The sequence below is a fragment of the Flavobacterium sp. genome, from assembly GCF_025352015.1.
GTDB lineage: Bacteria > Bacteroidota > Bacteroidia > Flavobacteriales > Flavobacteriaceae > Flavobacterium.
Window position 1 is genome coordinate 100,776 of record NZ_JANXUG010000112.1, and the last position, 20,070, is coordinate 120,845.

A 20,070-nucleotide genomic window follows, 5' to 3' on the forward strand; every position below is an offset into this window, starting at 1 on the left:
AATTTATGAAATAATTAGTAATATTAATTTTTTTGATTGAATAAATGACATTTCACTTATAATTCTTTAGATATTTTTTTATTTTTTTATTTTCAAATACCTAATTTTGTGATTGAATTAAAATAAAATGCTAGAAAAAGAAGTTATAAATTTTGAGAGAACTGTAATTATTGGTATCGTTACTCAAAATCAAAATGAAGAAAAATTAACAGAATTTCTTGACGAGTTAGAATTCTTAACTTTTACAGCTGGTGGAGAAGTTGTCAAAAGATTTTCACAAAAAATGGAAAGACCTAATCCCAAAACTTTTTTGGGAACTGGTAAAATCGACGAAGTGAGCATTTTTATCAAAGAAAAAAAGATTTCTACGGTTATTTTTGACGATGAATTATCTCCTTCACAACAAAAAAACATATCTAAAATTTTAGACTGCAAGGTTCTCGACCGAACCAATTTAATACTGGACATTTTTGCTCAAAGAGCAGAAACTTCTTATGCTCGAACACAAGTGGAACTGGCACAATGTCAATATTTGTTACCAAGACTTTCAGGAATGTGGACGCATTTAGAACGTCAAAAGGGAGGAATCGGTCTTCGTGGACCAGGAGAAACAGAAATTGAAACTGATAGAAGAATTGTACGCGATCGAATTGCATTATTAAAAGAAAAAATAAAAACTATAGATAAACAAATGTCTGTCCAACGGGGGAATCGTGGCACCATGGTTCGTGTGGCACTCGTCGGCTATACTAATGTAGGGAAGTCAACGTTAATGAATGTCATCAGTAAAAGTGAAGTATTTGTAGAAAATAAATTATTTGCTACTCTTGATACCACAGTTCGCAAAGTGGTTATTAAAAATCTACCTTTTTTGCTTTCAGATACTGTCGGATTTATTAGAAAATTACCCACTCAATTAATAGAATCTTTTAAAAGCACACTTGATGAAGTAAGAGAAGCTGATTTATTATTGCACGTAGTTGATATTTCCCATGCTGATTTTGAAGAACATATAAGTTCTGTTAATCAAATTTTGAAGGATATAAAGAGTGACTATAAACAAACAATTATGGTTTTTAATAAAATTGATGCTTTTAAAAATCATGTAATTGAAGAAGATGATTTAATTACCGAAAGATCAAACAAGCACAACACACTTGAGGAATGGAAAACGACATGGATGAGTAATGTTGGTAAAAAGAACGCCTTATTTATTTCGGCTACCAATAAAGAAAACTTCGAAGAGTTCAGAGAAAAAGTTTATGAAGCAGTGAGAAAAATTCACATTACGCGGTTTCCCTATAATCAATTTTTGTATCCCGATTATAAAGATGCTGTCGAAAAAGGCGATTTGTAACTATTAATTAAGATAATAAATATACCCAAAATTAAACCAAACATTCCAGTCGTTTGCTCTGTTTTCGGGATATCTGGTAGGATCAGGATTTAAACCGTCAACCCAGTTCGAGAAATAATATTGCATTCTTAAATCAACCATCAAGTCTGATAGTGGTGTCAATTTATATCGACAACCTACACTTGAAACTATTGACCAAACGGTTCCACCTTGATTGGTTGTGGCATATAAATATTTATCAGGGGTAGAAATTTGAGTGTTCAAGGGACCAAGTTCTGACCAAGCTTTTGGACTGTAAAAACTAAACTGTCCTCCCAAACTAATGAAAGGCGCAAACGAACCCAAAGTCGCCGTAAATTGTCTAACACTTAAAGGAAAAAACTCTAATTGCATTCCAATATTAGTAACAGCAGTGCTTCCTCTCATCGCTCTCAATTGATTTGCAATCAGGCCGGTTTTGCTGGGGTCAACCCATTTTCCGTAATGCTTAAGATTGGTTTTATTATAAGACAGCTCACTTCGCAATTTGAAATGATCATTAAAATACGTTTCGGGCGTGTAACAGTTACACTCTGCACGGTAAGAAAAATTCAAATAGTGAATAATACCAATACCATAGCCAGTATTTCCAGCATTCGTCGCAAAATTATGACGCTCACCATAATCAGATTGAAAAGCAACAGGACCCGCGATTGCTCCTATTTCATGAGAAAATCCAAATTGGGCATGAGCAGTATTTGATAAACCAAATAACAACAGTAAGGTTATGATAAAAGTCTTGGGCATCTGCATACTAAATTAATTCAAATATCGACAAATATATAAAAACATCAACCAGATATAAAATAAAATAAAAAATACTTGATTCACATACGAAAAAATAAATAAAGAGTTTTAAAATACAAAGTTTTTAATGCTTATGTGATACAAGCAAAAAAACAAGTACAAGGCAAAAAAAAATGTCGCTTTATTTGAATAAAATGTATATTTGTCCGATTTTACGAAATCGATTTCTTAAAAACAATAATAGTATAATTTATGTCACAAAGCATTAACACATTTATCGAATTGGTTGCCAAAAGAAACGGTCATGAACCCGAATTTATGCAAGCAGTTATGGAAGTTGCCGAAACAGTAATTCCATTTATAGAACAAAATAAAAAATACCAAAACAAAATGCTTTTGGAAAGAATGGTAGAACCAGAACGAGTAATCATGTTCCGGGTATGTTGGATTGACGATGCAGGAAAAACACAAGTAAATCGAGGTTACAGAATTCAAATGAATTCAGCCATTGGACCTTATAAAGGAGGAATTCGTTTTCACCCGTCGGTAAATTTAAGCATACTAAAATTCTTGGCTTTTGAGCAAACGTTCAAAAATAGTTTAACAACATTGCCCATGGGTGGCGGAAAAGGTGGTGCCGATTTTGATCCAAAAGGAAAATCAGATAACGAAATCATGAAATTCTGTCAAGCTTTTATGACTGAATTATCAAAACATATTGGTGCAGATACTGACGTTCCTGCCGGAGATATCGGTGTAGGAGGAAGAGAAGTTGGTTATATGTTTGGACAGTACAAAAGAGTAAGAAACGAATTTACAGGCGTATTAACTGGAAAAGGAATCACTTTTGGAGGATCATTAATTCGTCCTGAGGCAACGGGTTATGGCGATGTATATTTTGCTCAAAATATGTTAGCCACCAAAGGAGAAAGTTTTTCCGGAAAAACAGTGGTGGTTTCCGGCTCTGGAAATGTTGCACAATACGCTATCGAAAAAGCAACAGAACTTGGTGGTAAAGTAGTTACCGCTTCCGATTCTTCGGGATATATTTACGACGCAGACGGAATCAGCGCTCAAAAATTGGCTTACATCATGGAAATAAAAAATGTAAACTACGGAAGAATTTCTGATTATGTTAGTAAATATCCTTCTGCAAAATTTGTAGCAGGAAAGCGTCCTTGGGATGTGAAATGCGATATTGCATTACCATGTGCTACTCAAAACGAACTGAATGGTGAAGAAGCAAAAATCCTCATCACCAACGGATGTATTTGTGTTGCCGAAGGAGCAAACATGCCTTCAACTCCTGAAGCTGTTACCGAATTCTTAAAAGCAAAAATTCTTTTCGCACCAGGAAAAGCTTCAAATGCTGGTGGTGTTGCTACTTCTGGTCTAGAAATGTCACAAAACTCGTTGCGTTTAAGCTGGACATCTGAAGAAGTAGATCAACGATTGAAAGACATCATGACTAATATTCACGCAGCTTGTGTAAAGTATGGAACAGATCCCACAGGATATACAGATTATGTAAAAGGTGCCAACATTGCTGGTTTCGTGAAAGTAGCTGATGCCATGCTCGCACAAGGAATCGTATAAATAATAACAAACCCAACCATAACCTGAAAACGTCTTTAGCAATAAAGACGTTTTTTATGGTTATACAACAAATGCATAATTTTTACGTTTATACTATATTTGTGTACTAATTTTTTTCGGATGAAAAAGTTTTTATTCTGTTTTTCACTGCTGATGATTCAATTTTGTTTTGCTCAACAAAATCAAAATTGGAAAGGCTATTTTTCTTATAACAAAATAAAAGATGTTTCTGAATCAACCACAAGAGTTTATGCCGCTGCCGAAAATGCACTTTTTTCCAAAAATATAGCCACCAATGAGCTGAAAACGACCAATACAATTGATGGTCTTTCTGGTCAAACCATTTCTGTCATTTATCATAGTGAAACATTTAACAAGACAATTGTTGGTTATGAAAACGGTTTACTAATTGTTATAAATGATGCCGACGGAACTATGTTAAAAGTAGTTGACATTATTAATAAAAACATCCCGAATAATATCAAAAGAGTGAACCATTTTATGGAATATAATGGGATTGTTTATGTTTCTTGTGATTTTGGTATTGTACAATATAAACTAAACACATTAGAATTTGGCGACACTTACTTTATAGGTCCAAACGGACTAGAGGTCAAGGTCTTTCAAACTACTATTTTAAATGGAGATATTTATGCCAATACGCAATATTATGGTATTAGAAAAGCCGCTATTACCAACCCAAACTTGAACGACTATGCCCAATGGCTAGTATTTGATGGTGGTTACTGGACCGGTTTAGTAACCTTTAACAATCAATTGATAGGAATCAATACTAACAATAATATTTATAAATATAGCGGCACTAGTTTTCAACAAATAGGTAGTTTAGGACAAGCTGGTTTAGATATTAGAACCTACGATAATTATTTGGTGGCAACATCAGCCAATAATGTTTTAGTTTACAATACTTCCTTACTTCAGGTCGCTCATATTACAACTTCTCAAATTACCAGCACAGTAGTCACATTTACCTGCGCAACAGTTGTCAACAATACTATATACATAGGAACAGATCAAAACGGAATAATCTCGGCAACATTAAGTAATCCCACCAACTTTGAATTTTTAATGCCAAATGGTCCAAAAATGAACAATATGTTTTCTATAAACAGTTCTTCGTCAAATTTATGGGCTGTTTATGGGGGTTATGATATTTCATATAATCCTTATACTTACCTTGGTTATTCGCTTTCACAATTTGGAATAAGCAAATACAATGAAACCAATTTGTGGTCCTATATTCCTTATAGCGATTTGCCAAATGCAGAAGCTTTAACTAGAATTACAGTAAACCCAAACGATGAAAATAAAGTTTACATAAGTTCGTACAACAGGGGGTTATTAAAACTTGATTCAGGCTTACCCACGACGCTCTATAACGAAAGTAATAGTAGTTTGAAATCATTGACCTCGCCGTCAAATACTAATATTAGAATTTCGGCTACCGCTTTTGATAGATCCGGGAATTTATGGGTAACCAACAGTCGTGTAAAAAATGGACTCAATGTTCTAAAATCTGGTGGTCAATGGCAAGCCTACAATATGGATACTATCTTAGCAAGTTATGAGAGTGGTGATTTTGCCCGCATTGCCATTGATAATAGTGGCACAAAATGGATGGCAACTTTTCAAGACGGTGTTATCGCATTTAACGAAAACACCAATGTTTTTAAAAAAATAACCGAAGACCCAGAAACAGGAAACCTACCCTCAAAAGACGTTAGAGCATTGGCAATAGATAATAGAAACCAAGTTTGGATAGGAACTTACCGAGGATTAAGAGTTATTTCGAGCACAGCAAGTTACAGCTCTCCCGATCAAATAAAAGCCAATTCGATAATTATATTGGAAAACGGAACACCAAGTGAACTTTTATACCAACAATATATTACCGATATTGCAGTCAATGGTTCAAATCAAAAGTGGATTTCAACCGCAGATTCTGGGGTTTTTTTATTTTCATCAAATGGTCAGGATAAAATTTATCATTTTACCACAGACAATTCTCCGTTACCAAGTAATGTAGTCAATGATATAGAAATTAATGAAACTACCGGAGAAGTTTTTTTTGCAACAGATAAAGGGCTCGTTTCATTCAAAGGAACAGCTACAAAACCCAATGATAATTTAGACGCGGTTTACATCTATCCAAATCCTGTTCGCCCAGAATTTACAGGAACCGTCAAAGTTGCCGGATTAATATCAAAAGCCAATATAAAAATCAGCGATATCGAAGGTAATTTAGTGTACGAAACCACTTCCGAAGGCGGAACCATAGAATGGGACACGACCGCTTTTGGCAAATACAAAGTAGCTTCGGGCGTTTACATGATTTTTATTGCGGCGCAAGATGGCTCCGCAACTGCCGTCAAAAAAGTCATGATAATAAGATAATTGTGAGTTGTAAATTATGAATTGTGAATTTCAGCACAGTTCATCATTCATCATTCACCATTCCCCATTCAAATGTTAGTCAAAACCAAAGCCATCGTTTTATCATCACTAAAATACCAAGAAAAAAGCCTGATTGTAAAATGCTTAACCCAATCGGATGGTTTAAAAAGTTATTTTGTGCTCAATGCATTTTCAGCAAAAAAAGCAAGTCAAAAAATTGCTTACTTTCAACCTTTATCAATCCTAGAAATCGAAGCTAGCCACAAAAACAAAGGAACACTCGAACATTTCAAAGAAATAAAATTAGCGCACGCCTACCAAAGCATTAGCACCAACATTGTCAAAAGCACTATCATACTATTTCTCTCAGAGATTATTCATCACAGCATTCGAGAAGAAGAAAAAAACGAAAACTTATTCCTGTTTCTAGAGTCAGCACTTTTATGGTTCGATGCCCATGACGATGTAGCAAATTTTCATTTGATATTAATGCTAGAAATGAGCAAATTTCTTGGGTTTTATCCCGATATTACGGCTATTGAATTTAATTTTTTTGACATCAAAGAAGGAATTTTTACAAATCTTACAGGAACTAATTGTTGGAACGAACACGAGACAGCAATGTTCAAAAAGCTTCTCTATTTAAAATTTGATAGTGACCAAAAAATATTTGCAGGTACAGAAAGACAAATCCTCTTAAAAATGCTGCTTTCTTACTACACCACTCATCTAGATGGGTTTAAAAAACCAAAATCGCTTGACGTTTTGAAAGAGGTTTTCGCTTAATGATTTAAATAATGCCTTTTCAAATAAAACTTACCCTTTACCTGGTGTTGCAAAAACTTATAACTCATAACTTATAACTCACAACTATTTATTACTTTCGCAAACTGATTTAAGATTACAATAAAAATGAGTACCAAGTTTACTGAATACAAAGGACTTGACCTGCCTAATGTAGCGGCTGAAGTCCTTGATTTTTGGAAAAAAAATAATGTCTTTGAGCAAAGCGTCACTTCTCGCGAAGGTGCAATTCCATTCGTGTTTTTTGAAGGTCCACCATCTGCAAATGGTTTACCTGGAATTCACCACGTGATGGCGCGTGCAATTAAAGATATTTTTTGTCGATATAAAACTCAAAAAGGCTTTCAAGTAAAGCGAAAAGCAGGTTGGGATACGCACGGATTACCAGTAGAATTAGGTACCGAGAAAGAATTAGGAATCACCAAAGAAGACATCGGAAAAACCATTTCGGTAGAAGAATATAACGAAGCGTGTAAAAAAACCGTAATGCGTTACACAGATGTTTGGAACGATTTGACCGAAAAAATGGGTTATTGGGTTGATATGGAAGATCCATATGTGACGTACAAATCCAAATATATGGAATCGGTTTGGTGGTTGTTGAAACAAATTTATAACAAAGATTTACTTTACAAAGGTTACACCATTCAACCATATTCTCCAAAAGCTGGAACAGGTTTATCATCTCACGAAGTAAACCAACCCGGAAGTTACAGAGATGTTACTGACACAACGGTTGTTGCTCAATTTCTTGCAAAAACAGAAACCTTACCAAGTTTTTTACAAGGTTTTGGCGAGGTTCATATTTTGGCTTGGACGACCACTCCTTGGACTTTACCTTCAAACACAGCGTTGACTGTTGGACCAAAAATCGATTATGTTTTGGTAGAAACTTTCAATCAATACACATTTCGTCCAACCAAAGTAATTTTAGCTAAAAACCTTGTCGGAAAACAATTCGGGAAAGGATTTTTTGTATCAAATGAACCTTCCGATTTTGAAAATTTTAAAGAAGGCGATAAAAATATTCCATATCATATTCTAGCTGAATGCAAAGGTTTAGATTTAGTCGGAATTCGTTACGAACAATTGATGAAATTGACTTTGCCATACCAAAATCCTGAAAATGCTTTTAGAGTAATTGCTGGAGATTTCGTAACTACAGAAGATGGAACTGGAATCGTTCACACAGCGCCAACTTTTGGTGCAGATGATGCTAAAGTTGCTAAAGAAGCAACGCCAGAAGTGCCACCAATGTTGGTTTTAGATGCGAACGGAAATCCAGTGCCTTTGGTTGATTTACAAGGTAAATTCATTCAAGATTTGGGTGATTTGTCTGGAAAGTACGTTAAAAACGAATATTACAATGATGGCGAAGCACCAGAACGCTCTGCCGATGTTGAAATCGCTATCCAATTAAAAGAAGAAAATAAGGCTTTTAAAGTTGAAAAATACGTGCACAGTTATCCACATTGTTGGAGAACTGACAAACCAATTTTATATTATCCGTTAGATTCTTGGTTCATCAAAGTTACGGAAATCAAAGACAGAATGTTCGACTTGAACGAAACCATCAACTGGAAACCAAAAGCAACTGGCGAAGGTCGTTTTGGAAATTGGTTAAAAAATGCTAACGATTGGAATTTATCGCGTTCAAGATATTGGGGAATTCCATTGCCAATTTGGAGAACCGAAGATGGAACCGAAGAAATATTAATTGGTTCAGTAGAAGAATTATATTCAGAAATCGAAAAAGCAATCCAAGCTGGCGTTGAAACAGTAAATCCTTTCAAAGGTTTTAAAGTTGGAAACATGAGCGAAAAAAACTACGATTTAGTCGATTTACATAAAAATGTAGTTGATAAAATCACTCTAGTTTCGCCATCAGGAAAAGCAATGAAACGTGAATCTGATTTGATTGACGTTTGGTTCGATTCGGGAGCAATGCCTTATGCGCAGTGGCATTATCCGTTTGAAAACAAAGATAAAATAGACGATAATAAAGATTTTCCTGCCGATTTTATTGCCGAAGGTGTAGATCAAACTCGTGGTTGGTTTTATACTTTGCACGCAATTGGGACTTTAGTTTTTGATAAAGTTGCTTATAAAAATGTAGTTTCAAATGGTTTGGTTTTGGATAAAAACGGACAAAAAATGTCTAAACGTCTTGGAAATGCAACCGATCCTTTTAAAACTATTGAAGAATTTGGTCCAGATGCGACTCGTTGGTACATGATAACTAATGCAAATCCGTGGGATAACTTGAAATTTGATATTGAAGGAATTGCTGAGGTTCGTAGAAAATTTTTCGGAACACTTTACAACACTTATTCGTTCTTTACATTATATGCAAATATTGACAATTTTACATTTTCAGAAGCCGAAATTCCGTTGAACGAACGACCAGAAATTGACCGTTGGATTTTATCAGAATTACATACGTTGATAAAAACAGTTGATGAAGCATACGCCGATTACGAACCAACCAAAGCGGCTCGAGCTATTTCTGACTTCGTTCAGGAAAATTTGAGCAACTGGTATGTTCGTTTGTGTCGAAGAAGATTTTGGAAAGGCGAATACGAGACAGATAAAATTGCAGCTTATCAAACCTTATATACCTGCTTGCTAAATGTAGCTAAATTAGCAGCACCGATTGCTCCGTTCTTTATGGATCAATTGTATCGCGATTTAATTAACACAACTCAAAAAGAGAATTTTACCAGCGTTCACCTAGCTTTATTCCCGGTTTCGGTTGAAAACTTTGTTGATAAATCGTTGGAAAGCAGAATGATGAAAGCTCAAACGGTTTCCTCATTAGTATTATCGCTTCGCAAAAAAGAAATGATAAAAGTGCGCCAACCGCTGCAAAAGATAATGATACCAATACTTGACGAGAGTCAGCGTTCAGAAATCGAAGCAGTTTCAGACCTAATAAAAGCTGAAGTAAACGTTAAAGAAATCGAACTTTTAGATGATGCATCAGGCGTTTTGGTAAAGCAAATTAAGCCGAATTTCAAAGCATTAGGTCCCCGTTTTGGCAAAGATATGGGTTTGATTTCCAATGCAATACAAAATTTAACTTCGGAACAAATAGATGAATTAGATACAAATGGCGAACTTACGCTTGTTATTTCAGGAAATAGTATAATTTTAACATCCAATGATGTTGAAATCTCTTCGCAAGATATTCCGGGTTGGTTGGTCGCAAATGCTAACGGAATTACAGTAGCTTTAGATATTACGCTAACCGAAGAATTAATAAAAGAAGGCATAGCCAGAGAATTGGTAAACCGCATTCAAAACATCAGAAAGGACAGCGGGTTTGAAGTAACTGATAAAATAAAAGTTCATTTGCAGTATAATAGCGAATTAGAAAAAGCAGTCATTGCCAATGAAAAATATATTAAATCAGAAACATTAACAGAAACATTGGTTTTTGTAGCTGCTATGGAAACCGGAACAGAAATAGAATTTGATAACATAAAAACAAGAATATTAATCTCAAAATAGAATAAAGATGATCGAAGAAAAAATGAGATACTCGGATGCTGATTTAGCAGAGTTCAAAGAAATTATCATAAATAAAATGGACAAGGCAAAAGCCGATTTAGAATTGATAAAGAGTGCCTACATGAATGATTTAAACAATGGAACTGATGATACTTCACCAACGTTTAAAGCCTTTGAAGAAGGAAGCGAAACGATGAGCAAAGAAGCCAACTCGCAGTTGGCGATTCGTCAGGAAAAGTTTCTGCGAGATTTAAAAAATGCACTTTTTCGTGTAGAAAATAAAACATACGGCGTTTGTAAAGTAACAGGAAAACTTATTGGCAAAGACAGATTACGCGTAGTTCCCCATGCTACTATGAGTATAGAAGCGAAAAATATGCAACGATAACTACTTCATGTAATAGTAAGCATCACTCCCCTTTAAGTGATGTTTTTATAAAAAAATACTATTTTTGAGCCATTAAAATTTAAAAAAATGTCATTACGAAGTTCTGTTTTACTCATTGCTATTATTTTAATACTTGACCAGTTTTTCAAAATTTTTATTAAGACCAATTTCATTTACAATGAAACTATTGATGTCACCAGCTGGTTTAAATTAATGCTGATTGAAAACGAAGGAATGGCTTGGGGTGCTAAAATACCGGGCGAATATGGTAAAATAATATTGACAGTTTTTAGAATTTTGGCAGTCTTTGGGATTGGCTATTGGTTGTATGAAGCAAGCACAAAACACAGTTCAAATTATTTGATGGTCGCCATTGCGCTGATATTTGCAGGAGCGGTTGGAAACATTATTGATTCTGTTTTTTATGGTGTTGTTTTTGATGACAGTTACAGCCATTTAGCAACACTTTTTGCAGACAAACCTTCAGGGACTTGGTTTCATGGTAAGGTCGTTGATATGTTGTACTTTCCAATATTTGAAGGAACTTTTCCTAAATGGTTGCCGCTGTACGGAGGTCAATCGTTTAAATTTTTTAATGCCATTTTTAACATTGCTGATATGGCGATTTCAACAGGCGTTGGCATCTTAATTGTATTTAACAAAAAAGCATTTGTTAAGAAAACTATTGTGGAAGCATATACACACTCGTAGGTGTAACACAATAATTCAAGGAAATATCTGTTGAAGAAACATCGTCAATAACCTCTTCAGGATCAAAAAAAGATAAGCCTATTTTGACAACATCTTCACGGCATTTGGACAAAAAAGTATCGTAAAATCCTTTGCCATATCCTACTCTATTTCCTTTGGTATCATAAGCTAATAAAGGAAGAAACACCACATCTATTTTAAAATTAGGAACTTCTATTCCATCAACTGGTTCGTAGACATTGTATTCATTTTTTTGAAATTTAGTACTATCTGTCAGCAGATAATTTGTCATTTCAAGCGTATCAAAATTGCTTTTTGCCACCACAATTTCTTTGTCTTTACCTACTAATAGTTGAAGAATAAATTCCGTATCAATTTCTTTTTGCTCTTCGATGTTGAGGAACAAATGAAAATAGGTTTTCTCCCAAATATCGAGTTGTAATAATCGGTTAGCAATTGCCAAACTTTTATCCTCAATGACATCAACTGATAATTCTTGGCGAAGTTCTTTATACTTTTTACGTAAGTCCTTTTTATTCATCCCTCAAAAGTACTTTAATTTTTATAACTTTGAAATCAATCCAGATTCTCAATCGTAAATGGAAATCACTTCTCTTGAACTTCAACTGCAATCGCTACCGGACAGTCCTGGCGTATATCAGTATTATGATGCAGCTGGGAAAATTCTATACGTTGGCAAAGCCAAAAATCTCAAAAAAAGAGTGTCCTCTTATTTCAATAAACTACATGATACAGCCAAAACTAATGTTTTAGTTAAGAAGATTGTTACCATTAAACACATTGTAGTTTCATCGGAACAAGACGCCTTTTTATTAGAAAATAATTTAATAAAAAAACTGCAGCCACGTTACAATGTTTTGTTGCGCGATGATAAAACCTACCCTTGGATTTGCATCAAAAAAGAACCATTTTCGCGCATATTTTCAACACGAAAAATGATCAAAGACGGCTCTGAATATTTTGGACCATACACTAGTTTTAAAACGGTGCATACTATTTTGGATTTGATTAAAGAGTTATATCCGTTACGAACGTGTAACTACGATTTGAACGAAAGTAACATTCGATTGCATAAATTTAAAGTATGTCTAGAATACCATATTGGCAATTGTAAAGGACCCTGTGAGGGATTGGAATTGCTAGAAAACTATCAAAAACAAGTGGATGCCATTCGAGAAATTCTAAAAGGAAATTTTAAAGATAGCATGCGCGATTTTAAAAAATTGATGCAGGATTTAGCTTTTGAAATGAAGTTTGAAGCAGCTCAAAAAGTCAAAGAAAAGATAGCAGTTCTCGAAAATTACCAATCACGCTCTACTATTTTAAATCCAAAAATTTCCAATATTGATGTGTTTTCTATTATTTCTGATGAAGCGGTGGCGTATGTAAATTTTTTGCAAATCGCTCATGGCGCAATCATTCGATCCTTTACATTGGAACTCAAAAAAAAATTGGACGAAACCGATGAAGAACTTTTGGAACTTGCCGTAGTAGAACTTCGGGAACGGTTTAGCTTGACATCCAAAGAAATAATTTTGCCTTTTGTTTTAGATTTTGGAGACAAAATAAAAGTTACTGTACCACAACTTGGCGATAAAAAGCAAATTTTAGAATTGTCGCAACGCAATGCCAAATACCAACGATTGGAACAATTGAAACAAATTCAGATTGTAGACCCAGAGCGTCACACGAACCGCATCATGGCACAAATGCAAAAGGATTTACGACTTTCGATCGAGCCTCGTCATATTGAATGTTTTGATAATTCTAATATTCAAGGGACAAATCCAGTTGCAGCATGCGTAGTTTTTAAAGACGGCAAACCAAGCAAGAAAGATTATCGGCATTTCAACATTAAAACCGTAGAAGGGCCAAATGATTTTGCATCGATGGAAGAGGTAGTTTATCGAAGGTACAAACGAATGCTTGATGAAAACCTGTCTTTACCGCAACTCATTATCATTGATGGAGGAAAAGGACAATTGTCATCGGCCTTAAAAAGTATGGATGATTTGGGATTACGAGGTAAAATTGCTGTAATTGGTATTGCCAAACGGTTGGAAGAATTGTTTTATCCCGGCGATTCGGTGCCGTTATATTTAGACAAAAAATCGGAAAGCTTAAAAATTATTCAACAGTTGAGGAACGAAGCACATCGTTTTGGAATCACACATCATCGAGATAAAAGAAGTAAAGCGGCTTTAAATTCAACTATTGAAACTATTTCTGGCATTGGCGAAAAGACGATGTTGCTATTATTAAAATATTTTAAAAGTGTAAAAAGATTAAAATTAGCAACAGAAAAAGAAATTTCTGATGTTGTAGGTGTATCAAAAGCCAAAAAAATTTCCGAATTTTACAACATAAGTAAACGTTAATGCTTTTTATGAAAAAAACAATGCTGATTCTGATAGGTCTTTTTTTTCTTCAGAATGTTGTTGCTCAAGATACGATTAAGAAAAAAAGACCAAAAATTGGTTTGATTCTTAGCGGTGGCGGCGCAAAAGGATTTGCACATATAGGCGTGTTAAAAGTTCTAGAAAGAGCGGGCATCAAGATAGATTATATTGGTGGCACTAGTATGGGAGCGGTAGTTGGCGGTTTGTATGCCACTGGATATAGCGCTACACAAATAGACTCTATATTTCATAATACCGATTTTGATGAGTTACTTCAAGATTACGTTCCACGGTCTTCAAAAAGTTTTTACGAGAAACGAAACGACGAAATGTATGCGATTTCACTGCCGTTTAAAAATCTTAAAGTTGCAATTCCTATTGCCCTTTCCAAAGGAATGTATAATTATAGTTTGCTGTCAAAACTCACACACAAAGTGAGGAATGTTTCAGATTTTAGCAAACTTCCGATTCCGTTTTTATGCATAGCCACTGATATTGAAAAAGGGGAGCAAGTGATTTTAAAAAACGGGTATTTAGCGCAAGCGATGCTCGCAAGTTCTGCTTTTCCTTCATTATTCTCTCCTGTAGAAATAGATGGTAAATTATTAGTAGATGGTGGTGTTGCCAATAATTATCCTGTAGAAGAGGTCCGAAAAATGGGAGCTGATTTCATTATTGGAGTAGATGTTCAAGATGATTTAAAAGATAGAAATTTATTAAAAGATGCAACGCGAATTTTGGTACAGATAACCAATTTGAGCATGATAAAAGTAATGAAAGACAAGCAAAAATTAACCGACATATATATAAAACCAGATGTTTCAAAGTATGGCGTAATCTCTTTTGATAAAGGAAAAGAAATTGTTAAAGCTGGCGAAGATGCTGCAAATTTAATCTATGATAAACTACAAAAATTAGCAGACCCATCACCTGACTATAAACGTAATAATTTGAAAGTTACTTCAGATATTTTAAAAATAAATGACATTTCTATAAGCAATCTGGATAATTATACAAGAGCCTACGTTTTGGGAAAACTTCATTTTATAAACGGTAGTAAAATAACGTATGAAGACCTAAAAAAAGGCATAAGTAATATAAATGCTACCCAAAATTTCAGCAGAATTAGTTACACAATCGATGAAAATCAAAACGAGGATGTGCTAAAATTAAACCTTATTGAAAACCCTACAAAGACTTATTTGAGATTTGGACTTCATTATGACGGATTATACAAGGGCGCCATTTTAGTCAATTTAACTCAAAAAAAATGGTTGTTTAAGAATGATGTAGTGTCCTTTGATGTTGGTCTTGGCGATAATATTCGATACAACCTGGATTATTATATTGACAATGGTTTTTATTGGAGTTTTGGGATAAAATCCCGATACAACACCTTTAATAAAAACGTTCAAACTGATTTTAGAAACGGACAATTATTTGCACAACTAGGTTTAAACAGTATCAATATAGACTTTTCTGATTTAACAAATCAAGCGTATCTACAAACCGTTTTTATTCAAAAATTTATAATTGGTGCAGGTATAGAGAACAAATTTTTAAAAATAAAATCAGATAATTTAGTGCAAATTAATCCCACTTTTGAACAAAGCAGCTACAATAGTGTTTTTGGTTACATGAAATACGATTCTTTCGATAATAAATTATTTCCCAAAAAAGGCTGGTTGTTTTCTGGAGATATTCAATCCTATCTTTTTTCGTCAAATTATACGAACGAATTTAATCGCTATTCTATCGCAAAAGGAGAAATAGGACTTGTAAAATCTTTTTATAAAAAAGTTACACTAAAAATTCAAGCTGATGTTGGTTTGACTTTTGGCAAAAGCAGCGTTCATTTTTTCGATTTTATTTTAGGCGGTTATGGTTTTAATACCATCAATAATTTTAAATATTTTTATGGTTATGATTTTTTAGGAATTTCCGCCAACAGCTTTATCAAATCTAGTTTTACTTTGGATTATGAAATTTATAAAAAGAATCACATCAATTTTTCAGCAAATTATGCAAATGTGGAGGACAATTTATTTGCAACTGGGCGTTGGTTTTCTGAACCAAAATATAACGGTTATGCTATAGGTTATGCTTTAGAATCGTTTCTTGGTCCAATTGAAATTAAGTACTCCTGGTCGCCAGAGTTAAGCAGGGTTTATACCTTCGTAAATGTTGGCTTTTGGTTTTAACCCTATTTAAAATAAAAAACTATATTTGATACACTTTAACTAAAACTACGAATATGTCAATTTGGAAAAGAAAACCGTTAACTCAATTATTGAACGAAGCCGCTGATTCGGAAAAAGGACTTAAGAAAACGTTAACAGCATCAGGATTAGTTGCATTAGGAATTGGAGCCATTATTGGCGCTGGTTTGTTTTCAATAACCGGTTTAGCAGCATCAATGAATGCTGGTCCTGCGATTACGATTTCATTTTTGGTTGCTGCCTTTGGTTGTATTTTCGCTGGCTTGTGTTATGCTGAATTTTCTTCAATGATTCCGGTAGCAGGGAGTGCCTACACGTACTCATTTGCTACAATGGGAGAATTTGTAGCCTGGATAATAGGATGGGATTTAGTACTAGAATACGCCGTTGGCGCAGCAACAGTTTCTATAAGTTGGTCTAGATATTTGGGAAAATTTTTAAGCGGATATGGAATCCATCTTAATGAATCCTACACGCTTTCTCCGTTTGAAGGAGGAATTATCAATGCGCCTGCCGTCTTGATTGTCATGATAATGTCACTAATCTTAATTAGAGGAACTCGTGAATCAGCTTTCGTAAACGGAATTATAGTTTTATTAAAAGTAACGGTTGTTTTGGTGTTTATTGCTGTTGGATGGCAGTACATAAAACCCGAAAATTATGTACCATATATACCCGAAAACACTGGTAAATTTGGTGAATTTGGCTTTTCAGGCATCATAAGAGCAGCAGCGATTGTTTTCTTTGCGTACATAGGTTTTGATGCCGTTTCTACAGCAGCTCAAGAAGCAAAAAACCCTAAAAGAGATATGCCTATTGGGATTTTACTTTCTTTAGGAATTTGCACCATTCTTTATATACTTTTCGCTCATGTAATGACAGGAGTCGTGAATTATCAGGCATTTGCCGGTAAAGACGGAATTGCACCTGTTGCCATAGCTGTTGAATCAATGGGAACTGTTGGGGCAAATGGGATGATTACACCAGCTTATCCTTGGTTAAACACAGCAATATTATTAGCTATTCTTGGAGGATATGCCTCGGTTATTTTAGTGATGTTAATGGGACAAAGTAGAGTATTCTTCTCTATGAGTAAAGACGGATTAATGCCAAAAGTGTTTTCTGAAGTTCATCCAAAATTTAGAACTCCCGCAAAAAACAATTTATTATTTATGGTGATAGTAAGTCTTTTTGCGGCATTTGTTCCTGCAAGAGTTGTGGGCGAAATGACAAGTATAGGAACGTTGTTTGCCTTTATTTTAGTTTGTATTGGTGTTTTAATAATGCGTAAAAAAATGCCAGAAGCGCCACGAGCTTTTAGAACGCCTTTAGTTCCTTTTGTGCCTATTGCAGGGGTAATAGTATGTTTGTTTATGATGGTGTTTTTACCATTAGATACTTGGATAAGGCTTATCGTTTGGATGATGATAGGTTTCGATTTCTACTTGTTTTATGGGATGAAAAATAGTATTTTAAATAAAGGAAATTTTAGTTTAGCCAATTACAAAACAGTTGCTGGTTCTGGTTTAGGAATGGTTTTAGCACTAATAGTTATTGCTTATGTTCATCATTCAGATCCAGCCATTGATGATAGCTTTTTGTTTTATTTTTCATTAATTTTTGCCATGATACATGCACTGGTTTATGCATATAGTTTTAAAAAAGCAAGATAAACGCTAAAAAAATTATTAAAAGGTACTGAAATTAAATGACCAAATTTTTTCAGTACCTTTTCTACTTTATAAATATTTCACAATAACGAAGTGCAAAATTTAAATTTTCCCGATATTTGCTTTATTAAATTAGATAATATCCCAATTTGAAAATTAGATAATTTCAAATTCATTGTCTAATTACAACACTATCAAATTTTCTATATACAATGTTATACCATAAACTTGGAGATTTTCCACAAAAAAGGCATACGCAGTTTGAAAAACCTACAGGTGGTTTGTATTACGAACAGCTTTTTGGCACCGAAGGTTTTCACGGACATTCTTCTTTATTATACCATATTCATAGACCTACACAAGTCAAGGAAATTGTAAAATCTTATTCAGTAGAACCCAAAATAGCCATTGGAAAAAACATCAAATCACTCCTTTTAAAAGGATTCGAACTATTACCCGAAGATGATTTTTTAGAAAGCCGAAAAGCAATGCTAGTCAATAAGGATTGCATTATTGGCCTTGCTGCACCAAGAAAATCACTTACAAATTATTTCTATAAAAATGCCGATGCTGATGAAATGATTTTTATTCACAAAGGAAAAGGTAAACTCCGCACAATGATGGGAAATATCCAGTTTGAATACGGAGATTATCTAATCATTCCACGAGGGATTATTTATCAAATCGAATTTGAAACCTCTGATAATCGATTGTTTTATGTTGAGTCTTACACCCCTTTTTATACTCCAAAACGTTACAAAAATCAAACGGGACAATATTTAGAACATGCTCCGTTTTGCGAACGCGATTTCAAATTACCAACTGAACTAGAAACGCACGATAAAAAAGGAGATTTCACCATCAAAATCAAAAAAGAAGGCATGATACACGAAATAATTTATGCTGCGCATCCATTTGACGTTGTGGGTTGGGACGGTTACAATTTTCCATACGCGTTCAGCATTCATAATTTTGAACCCATAACAGGTCGAGTTCATCAACCACCACCGGTACATCAAACATTTGAAACGGCAACATTTGTGGTTTGTTCCTTCTGTCCAAGATTGTATGATTACCATCCAAAAGCGATTCCGGCACCTTATAATCACAGTAATATTGATAGCGATGAGGTTTTGTATTATGTTGATGGTGATTTTATGTCAAGAAACAATATCGAAGCTGGGCATATTACGTTACATCCAAAAGGAATTCCGCATGGGCCTGCACCAGGTGCTATGGAACGAAGTATCGGGCACACTGAAACTCAAGAATTAGCTGTTATGGTTGATACTTTTCGACCATTGATGGTTACAGAGGAGGCTATGGGACTTGATGATGGGAAATATTATAAATCTTGGGTGGAGTAATGTGTCAATTAGAAAATGAGGTAATCAGAAAATGTTACAAATTATCTAATTTATAAAAATGACTTTTAACGAAAAATATAACAATAATGTACTTTTGATAAAAACTTTTGAGTTTTCACTTAAGATTTTGATCTAGCCGAAGAATTACAGGAAAAGAAGAAATTTGTAATTGGAAATCAATTATTAAAAAGGGGTACTTCAGAAGGAGCAAACTCAAATGAAGCACAAAATTCGGAAAGTAAAGCAGATTTTATTCACAAATTAAAAATTGCTATTAAAGAAGCCGATGAAACATAATATTGGTTATTTCTTTGTGATGTACATAAATAATACCCAGATTGCAAAGAATTATTAAATGACTTATCCGAAATTTTAAAATTTTCAAATAAAATAATTTCAACATCTAAACTAAAATAATTAAAAAATGGATTATTGTAATTATTAGATAATTTTTCTAATTTCAACACTTTTTCTAATTTTCACATTATCTAATTATATCATGAGCAAAGAAATAAAATCTGTCGAATACGGACTTGAAAAAATATTTGAAGGAGCACAGGATTTCCTGCCTTTAATGGGAACAGACTATGTAGAATTTTATGTAGGCAACGCAAAACAAGCGGCACATTATTACAAAACTACTTTTGGATATCAATCTTTGGCGTATGCTGGTTTAGAAACTGGCGTACGCGATAGAGCAAGTTATGTTTTAAAACAAGACAAAATTCGTTTGGTTTTGACTACGCCTTTAACGGCCGATTCGCCAATCAATGACCATATACGCAAACATGGCGATGGTGTAAAAGTAATTGCACTTTGGGTAGAAG

Annotated in this window: 15 protein-coding genes; 13 read left to right on the forward strand and 2 right to left on the reverse strand. The window is 34.2% G+C overall.

Annotated features, from left to right (window positions below):
- Nucleotides 1–127 precede the first annotated feature (127 nt).
- Nucleotides 128–1,357, forward strand: coding sequence for a GTPase HflX (gene hflX / locus Q0Q96_RS11625; RefSeq protein ID WP_293875576.1), 1,230 nt, complete (start codon nt 128–130; stop codon nt 1,355–1,357).
- Between the two features lie 3 nt (nt 1,358–1,360).
- Here the strand turns inward: hflX and Q0Q96_RS11630 are convergent, their stop codons facing one another.
- Complete coding sequence (locus tag Q0Q96_RS11630) at nt 1,361–2,143, reverse strand: glutamate dehydrogenase (RefSeq protein ID WP_293875578.1); 783 nt, start codon at nt 2,141–2,143, stop codon at nt 1,361–1,363.
- A gap of 252 nt (nt 2,144–2,395) precedes the next feature.
- On the opposite strand from Q0Q96_RS11630, the gene gdhA reads away from it, so the two are divergent.
- The 6 genes from gdhA (at nt 2,396) to Q0Q96_RS11660 (ending at nt 11,567) form a co-directional block, all read left to right on the forward strand.
- Entirely contained in the window at nt 2,396–3,739 is a 1,344-nt protein-coding gene (gene gdhA, locus Q0Q96_RS11635) for an NADP-specific glutamate dehydrogenase (protein ID WP_293875580.1), read from the forward strand.
- Between the two features lie 120 nt (nt 3,740–3,859).
- The gene (locus Q0Q96_RS11640; RefSeq protein WP_293875582.1) at nt 3,860–6,154 is read left to right on the forward strand and encodes a two-component regulator propeller domain-containing protein; all 2,295 of its coding nucleotides are present in this window, start codon (nt 3,860–3,862) and stop codon (nt 6,152–6,154) included.
- 72 nt (nt 6,155–6,226) lie between these two features.
- Nucleotides 6,227–6,940: a DNA repair protein RecO gene (gene recO, locus Q0Q96_RS11645; RefSeq protein ID WP_293875584.1), complete on the forward strand. Its 714-nt coding sequence runs from the start codon at nt 6,227–6,229 to the stop codon at nt 6,938–6,940.
- A gap of 126 nt (nt 6,941–7,066) precedes the next feature.
- Nucleotides 7,067–10,468 (forward strand): isoleucine--tRNA ligase, encoded by a 3,402-nt coding sequence (ileS, locus tag Q0Q96_RS11650; protein WP_293875586.1) that lies wholly within the window; start codon nt 7,067–7,069, stop codon nt 10,466–10,468.
- Between the two features lie 7 nt (nt 10,469–10,475).
- Complete coding sequence (locus tag Q0Q96_RS11655) at nt 10,476–10,856, forward strand: TraR/DksA C4-type zinc finger protein (protein WP_293875588.1); 381 nt, start codon at nt 10,476–10,478, stop codon at nt 10,854–10,856.
- An 87-nt stretch (nt 10,857–10,943) separates the two neighbouring features.
- Nucleotides 10,944–11,567, forward strand: a complete 624-nt coding sequence (locus Q0Q96_RS11660; protein ID WP_293875590.1) for a lipoprotein signal peptidase — start codon at nt 10,944–10,946, stop codon at nt 11,565–11,567.
- Here Q0Q96_RS11660 and Q0Q96_RS11665 read toward each other — a convergent pair.
- A complete protein-coding gene (locus tag Q0Q96_RS11665) occupies nt 11,539–12,108 on the reverse strand; it encodes a 5-formyltetrahydrofolate cyclo-ligase (protein WP_293875592.1) in 570 nt (189 codons plus the stop codon). The genes Q0Q96_RS11660 and Q0Q96_RS11665 overlap by 29 nt on opposite strands.
- A gap of 58 nt (nt 12,109–12,166) precedes the next feature.
- Here Q0Q96_RS11665 and uvrC point away from each other — a divergent pair, with 58 nt between their 5' ends.
- The 6 genes from uvrC to Q0Q96_RS11695 form a co-directional block, all read left to right on the forward strand.
- A complete protein-coding gene (gene uvrC, locus Q0Q96_RS11670; RefSeq protein ID WP_293875594.1) occupies nt 12,167–13,966 on the forward strand; it encodes an excinuclease ABC subunit UvrC in 1,800 nt (599 codons plus the stop codon).
- An 8-nt stretch (nt 13,967–13,974) separates the two neighbouring features.
- Complete coding sequence (locus tag Q0Q96_RS11675; protein WP_293875596.1) at nt 13,975–16,188, forward strand: patatin-like phospholipase family protein; 2,214 nt, start codon at nt 13,975–13,977, stop codon at nt 16,186–16,188.
- A gap of 53 nt (nt 16,189–16,241) precedes the next feature.
- Nucleotides 16,242–17,879, forward strand: coding sequence for an amino acid permease (locus Q0Q96_RS11680; RefSeq protein ID WP_293875598.1), 1,638 nt, complete (start codon nt 16,242–16,244; stop codon nt 17,877–17,879).
- 209 nt (nt 17,880–18,088) lie between these two features.
- Nucleotides 18,089–19,243, forward strand: a complete 1,155-nt coding sequence (locus tag Q0Q96_RS11685) for a homogentisate 1,2-dioxygenase (RefSeq protein WP_293875600.1) — start codon at nt 18,089–18,091, stop codon at nt 19,241–19,243.
- Between the two features lie 168 nt (nt 19,244–19,411).
- Nucleotides 19,412–19,540, forward strand: a complete 129-nt coding sequence (locus Q0Q96_RS11690; protein ID WP_293875610.1) for a four helix bundle protein — start codon at nt 19,412–19,414, stop codon at nt 19,538–19,540.
- 202 nt (nt 19,541–19,742) lie between these two features.
- A partial coding sequence (locus Q0Q96_RS11695) for a VOC family protein (RefSeq protein WP_293875602.1) occupies nt 19,743–20,070 on the forward strand: 328 nt, incomplete at its 3' end.

Bases quoted from the DNA above. Each gene is read 5' to 3' on its own strand.
- Q0Q96_RS11675 (WP_293875596.1), top strand. From the start codon at position 13,975: ATGAAAAAAACAATGCTGATTCTGATAGGTCTTTTTTTTCTTCAGAAT.
- Q0Q96_RS11665 (WP_293875592.1), bottom strand. From the start codon at position 12,108: ATGAATAAAAAGGACTTACGTAAAAAGTATAAAGAACTTCGCCAAGAA.
- uvrC (WP_293875594.1), top strand. From the start codon at position 12,167: ATGGAAATCACTTCTCTTGAACTTCAACTGCAATCGCTACCGGACAGT.
- Q0Q96_RS11640 (WP_293875582.1), top strand. From the start codon at position 3,860: ATGAAAAAGTTTTTATTCTGTTTTTCACTGCTGATGATTCAATTTTGT.
- ileS (WP_293875586.1), top strand. From the start codon at position 7,067: ATGAGTACCAAGTTTACTGAATACAAAGGACTTGACCTGCCTAATGTA.
- Q0Q96_RS11685 (WP_293875600.1), top strand. From the start codon at position 18,089: ATGTTATACCATAAACTTGGAGATTTTCCACAAAAAAGGCATACGCAG.
- Q0Q96_RS11655 (WP_293875588.1), top strand. From the start codon at position 10,476: ATGATCGAAGAAAAAATGAGATACTCGGATGCTGATTTAGCAGAGTTC.
- gdhA (WP_293875580.1), top strand. From the start codon at position 2,396: ATGTCACAAAGCATTAACACATTTATCGAATTGGTTGCCAAAAGAAAC.
- Q0Q96_RS11660 (WP_293875590.1), top strand. From the start codon at position 10,944: ATGTCATTACGAAGTTCTGTTTTACTCATTGCTATTATTTTAATACTT.
- recO (WP_293875584.1), top strand. From the start codon at position 6,227: ATGTTAGTCAAAACCAAAGCCATCGTTTTATCATCACTAAAATACCAA.
- Q0Q96_RS11680 (WP_293875598.1), top strand. From the start codon at position 16,242: ATGTCAATTTGGAAAAGAAAACCGTTAACTCAATTATTGAACGAAGCC.
- hflX (WP_293875576.1), top strand. From the start codon at position 128: ATGCTAGAAAAAGAAGTTATAAATTTTGAGAGAACTGTAATTATTGGT.
- Q0Q96_RS11630 (WP_293875578.1), bottom strand. From the start codon at position 2,143: ATGCCCAAGACTTTTATCATAACCTTACTGTTGTTATTTGGTTTATCA.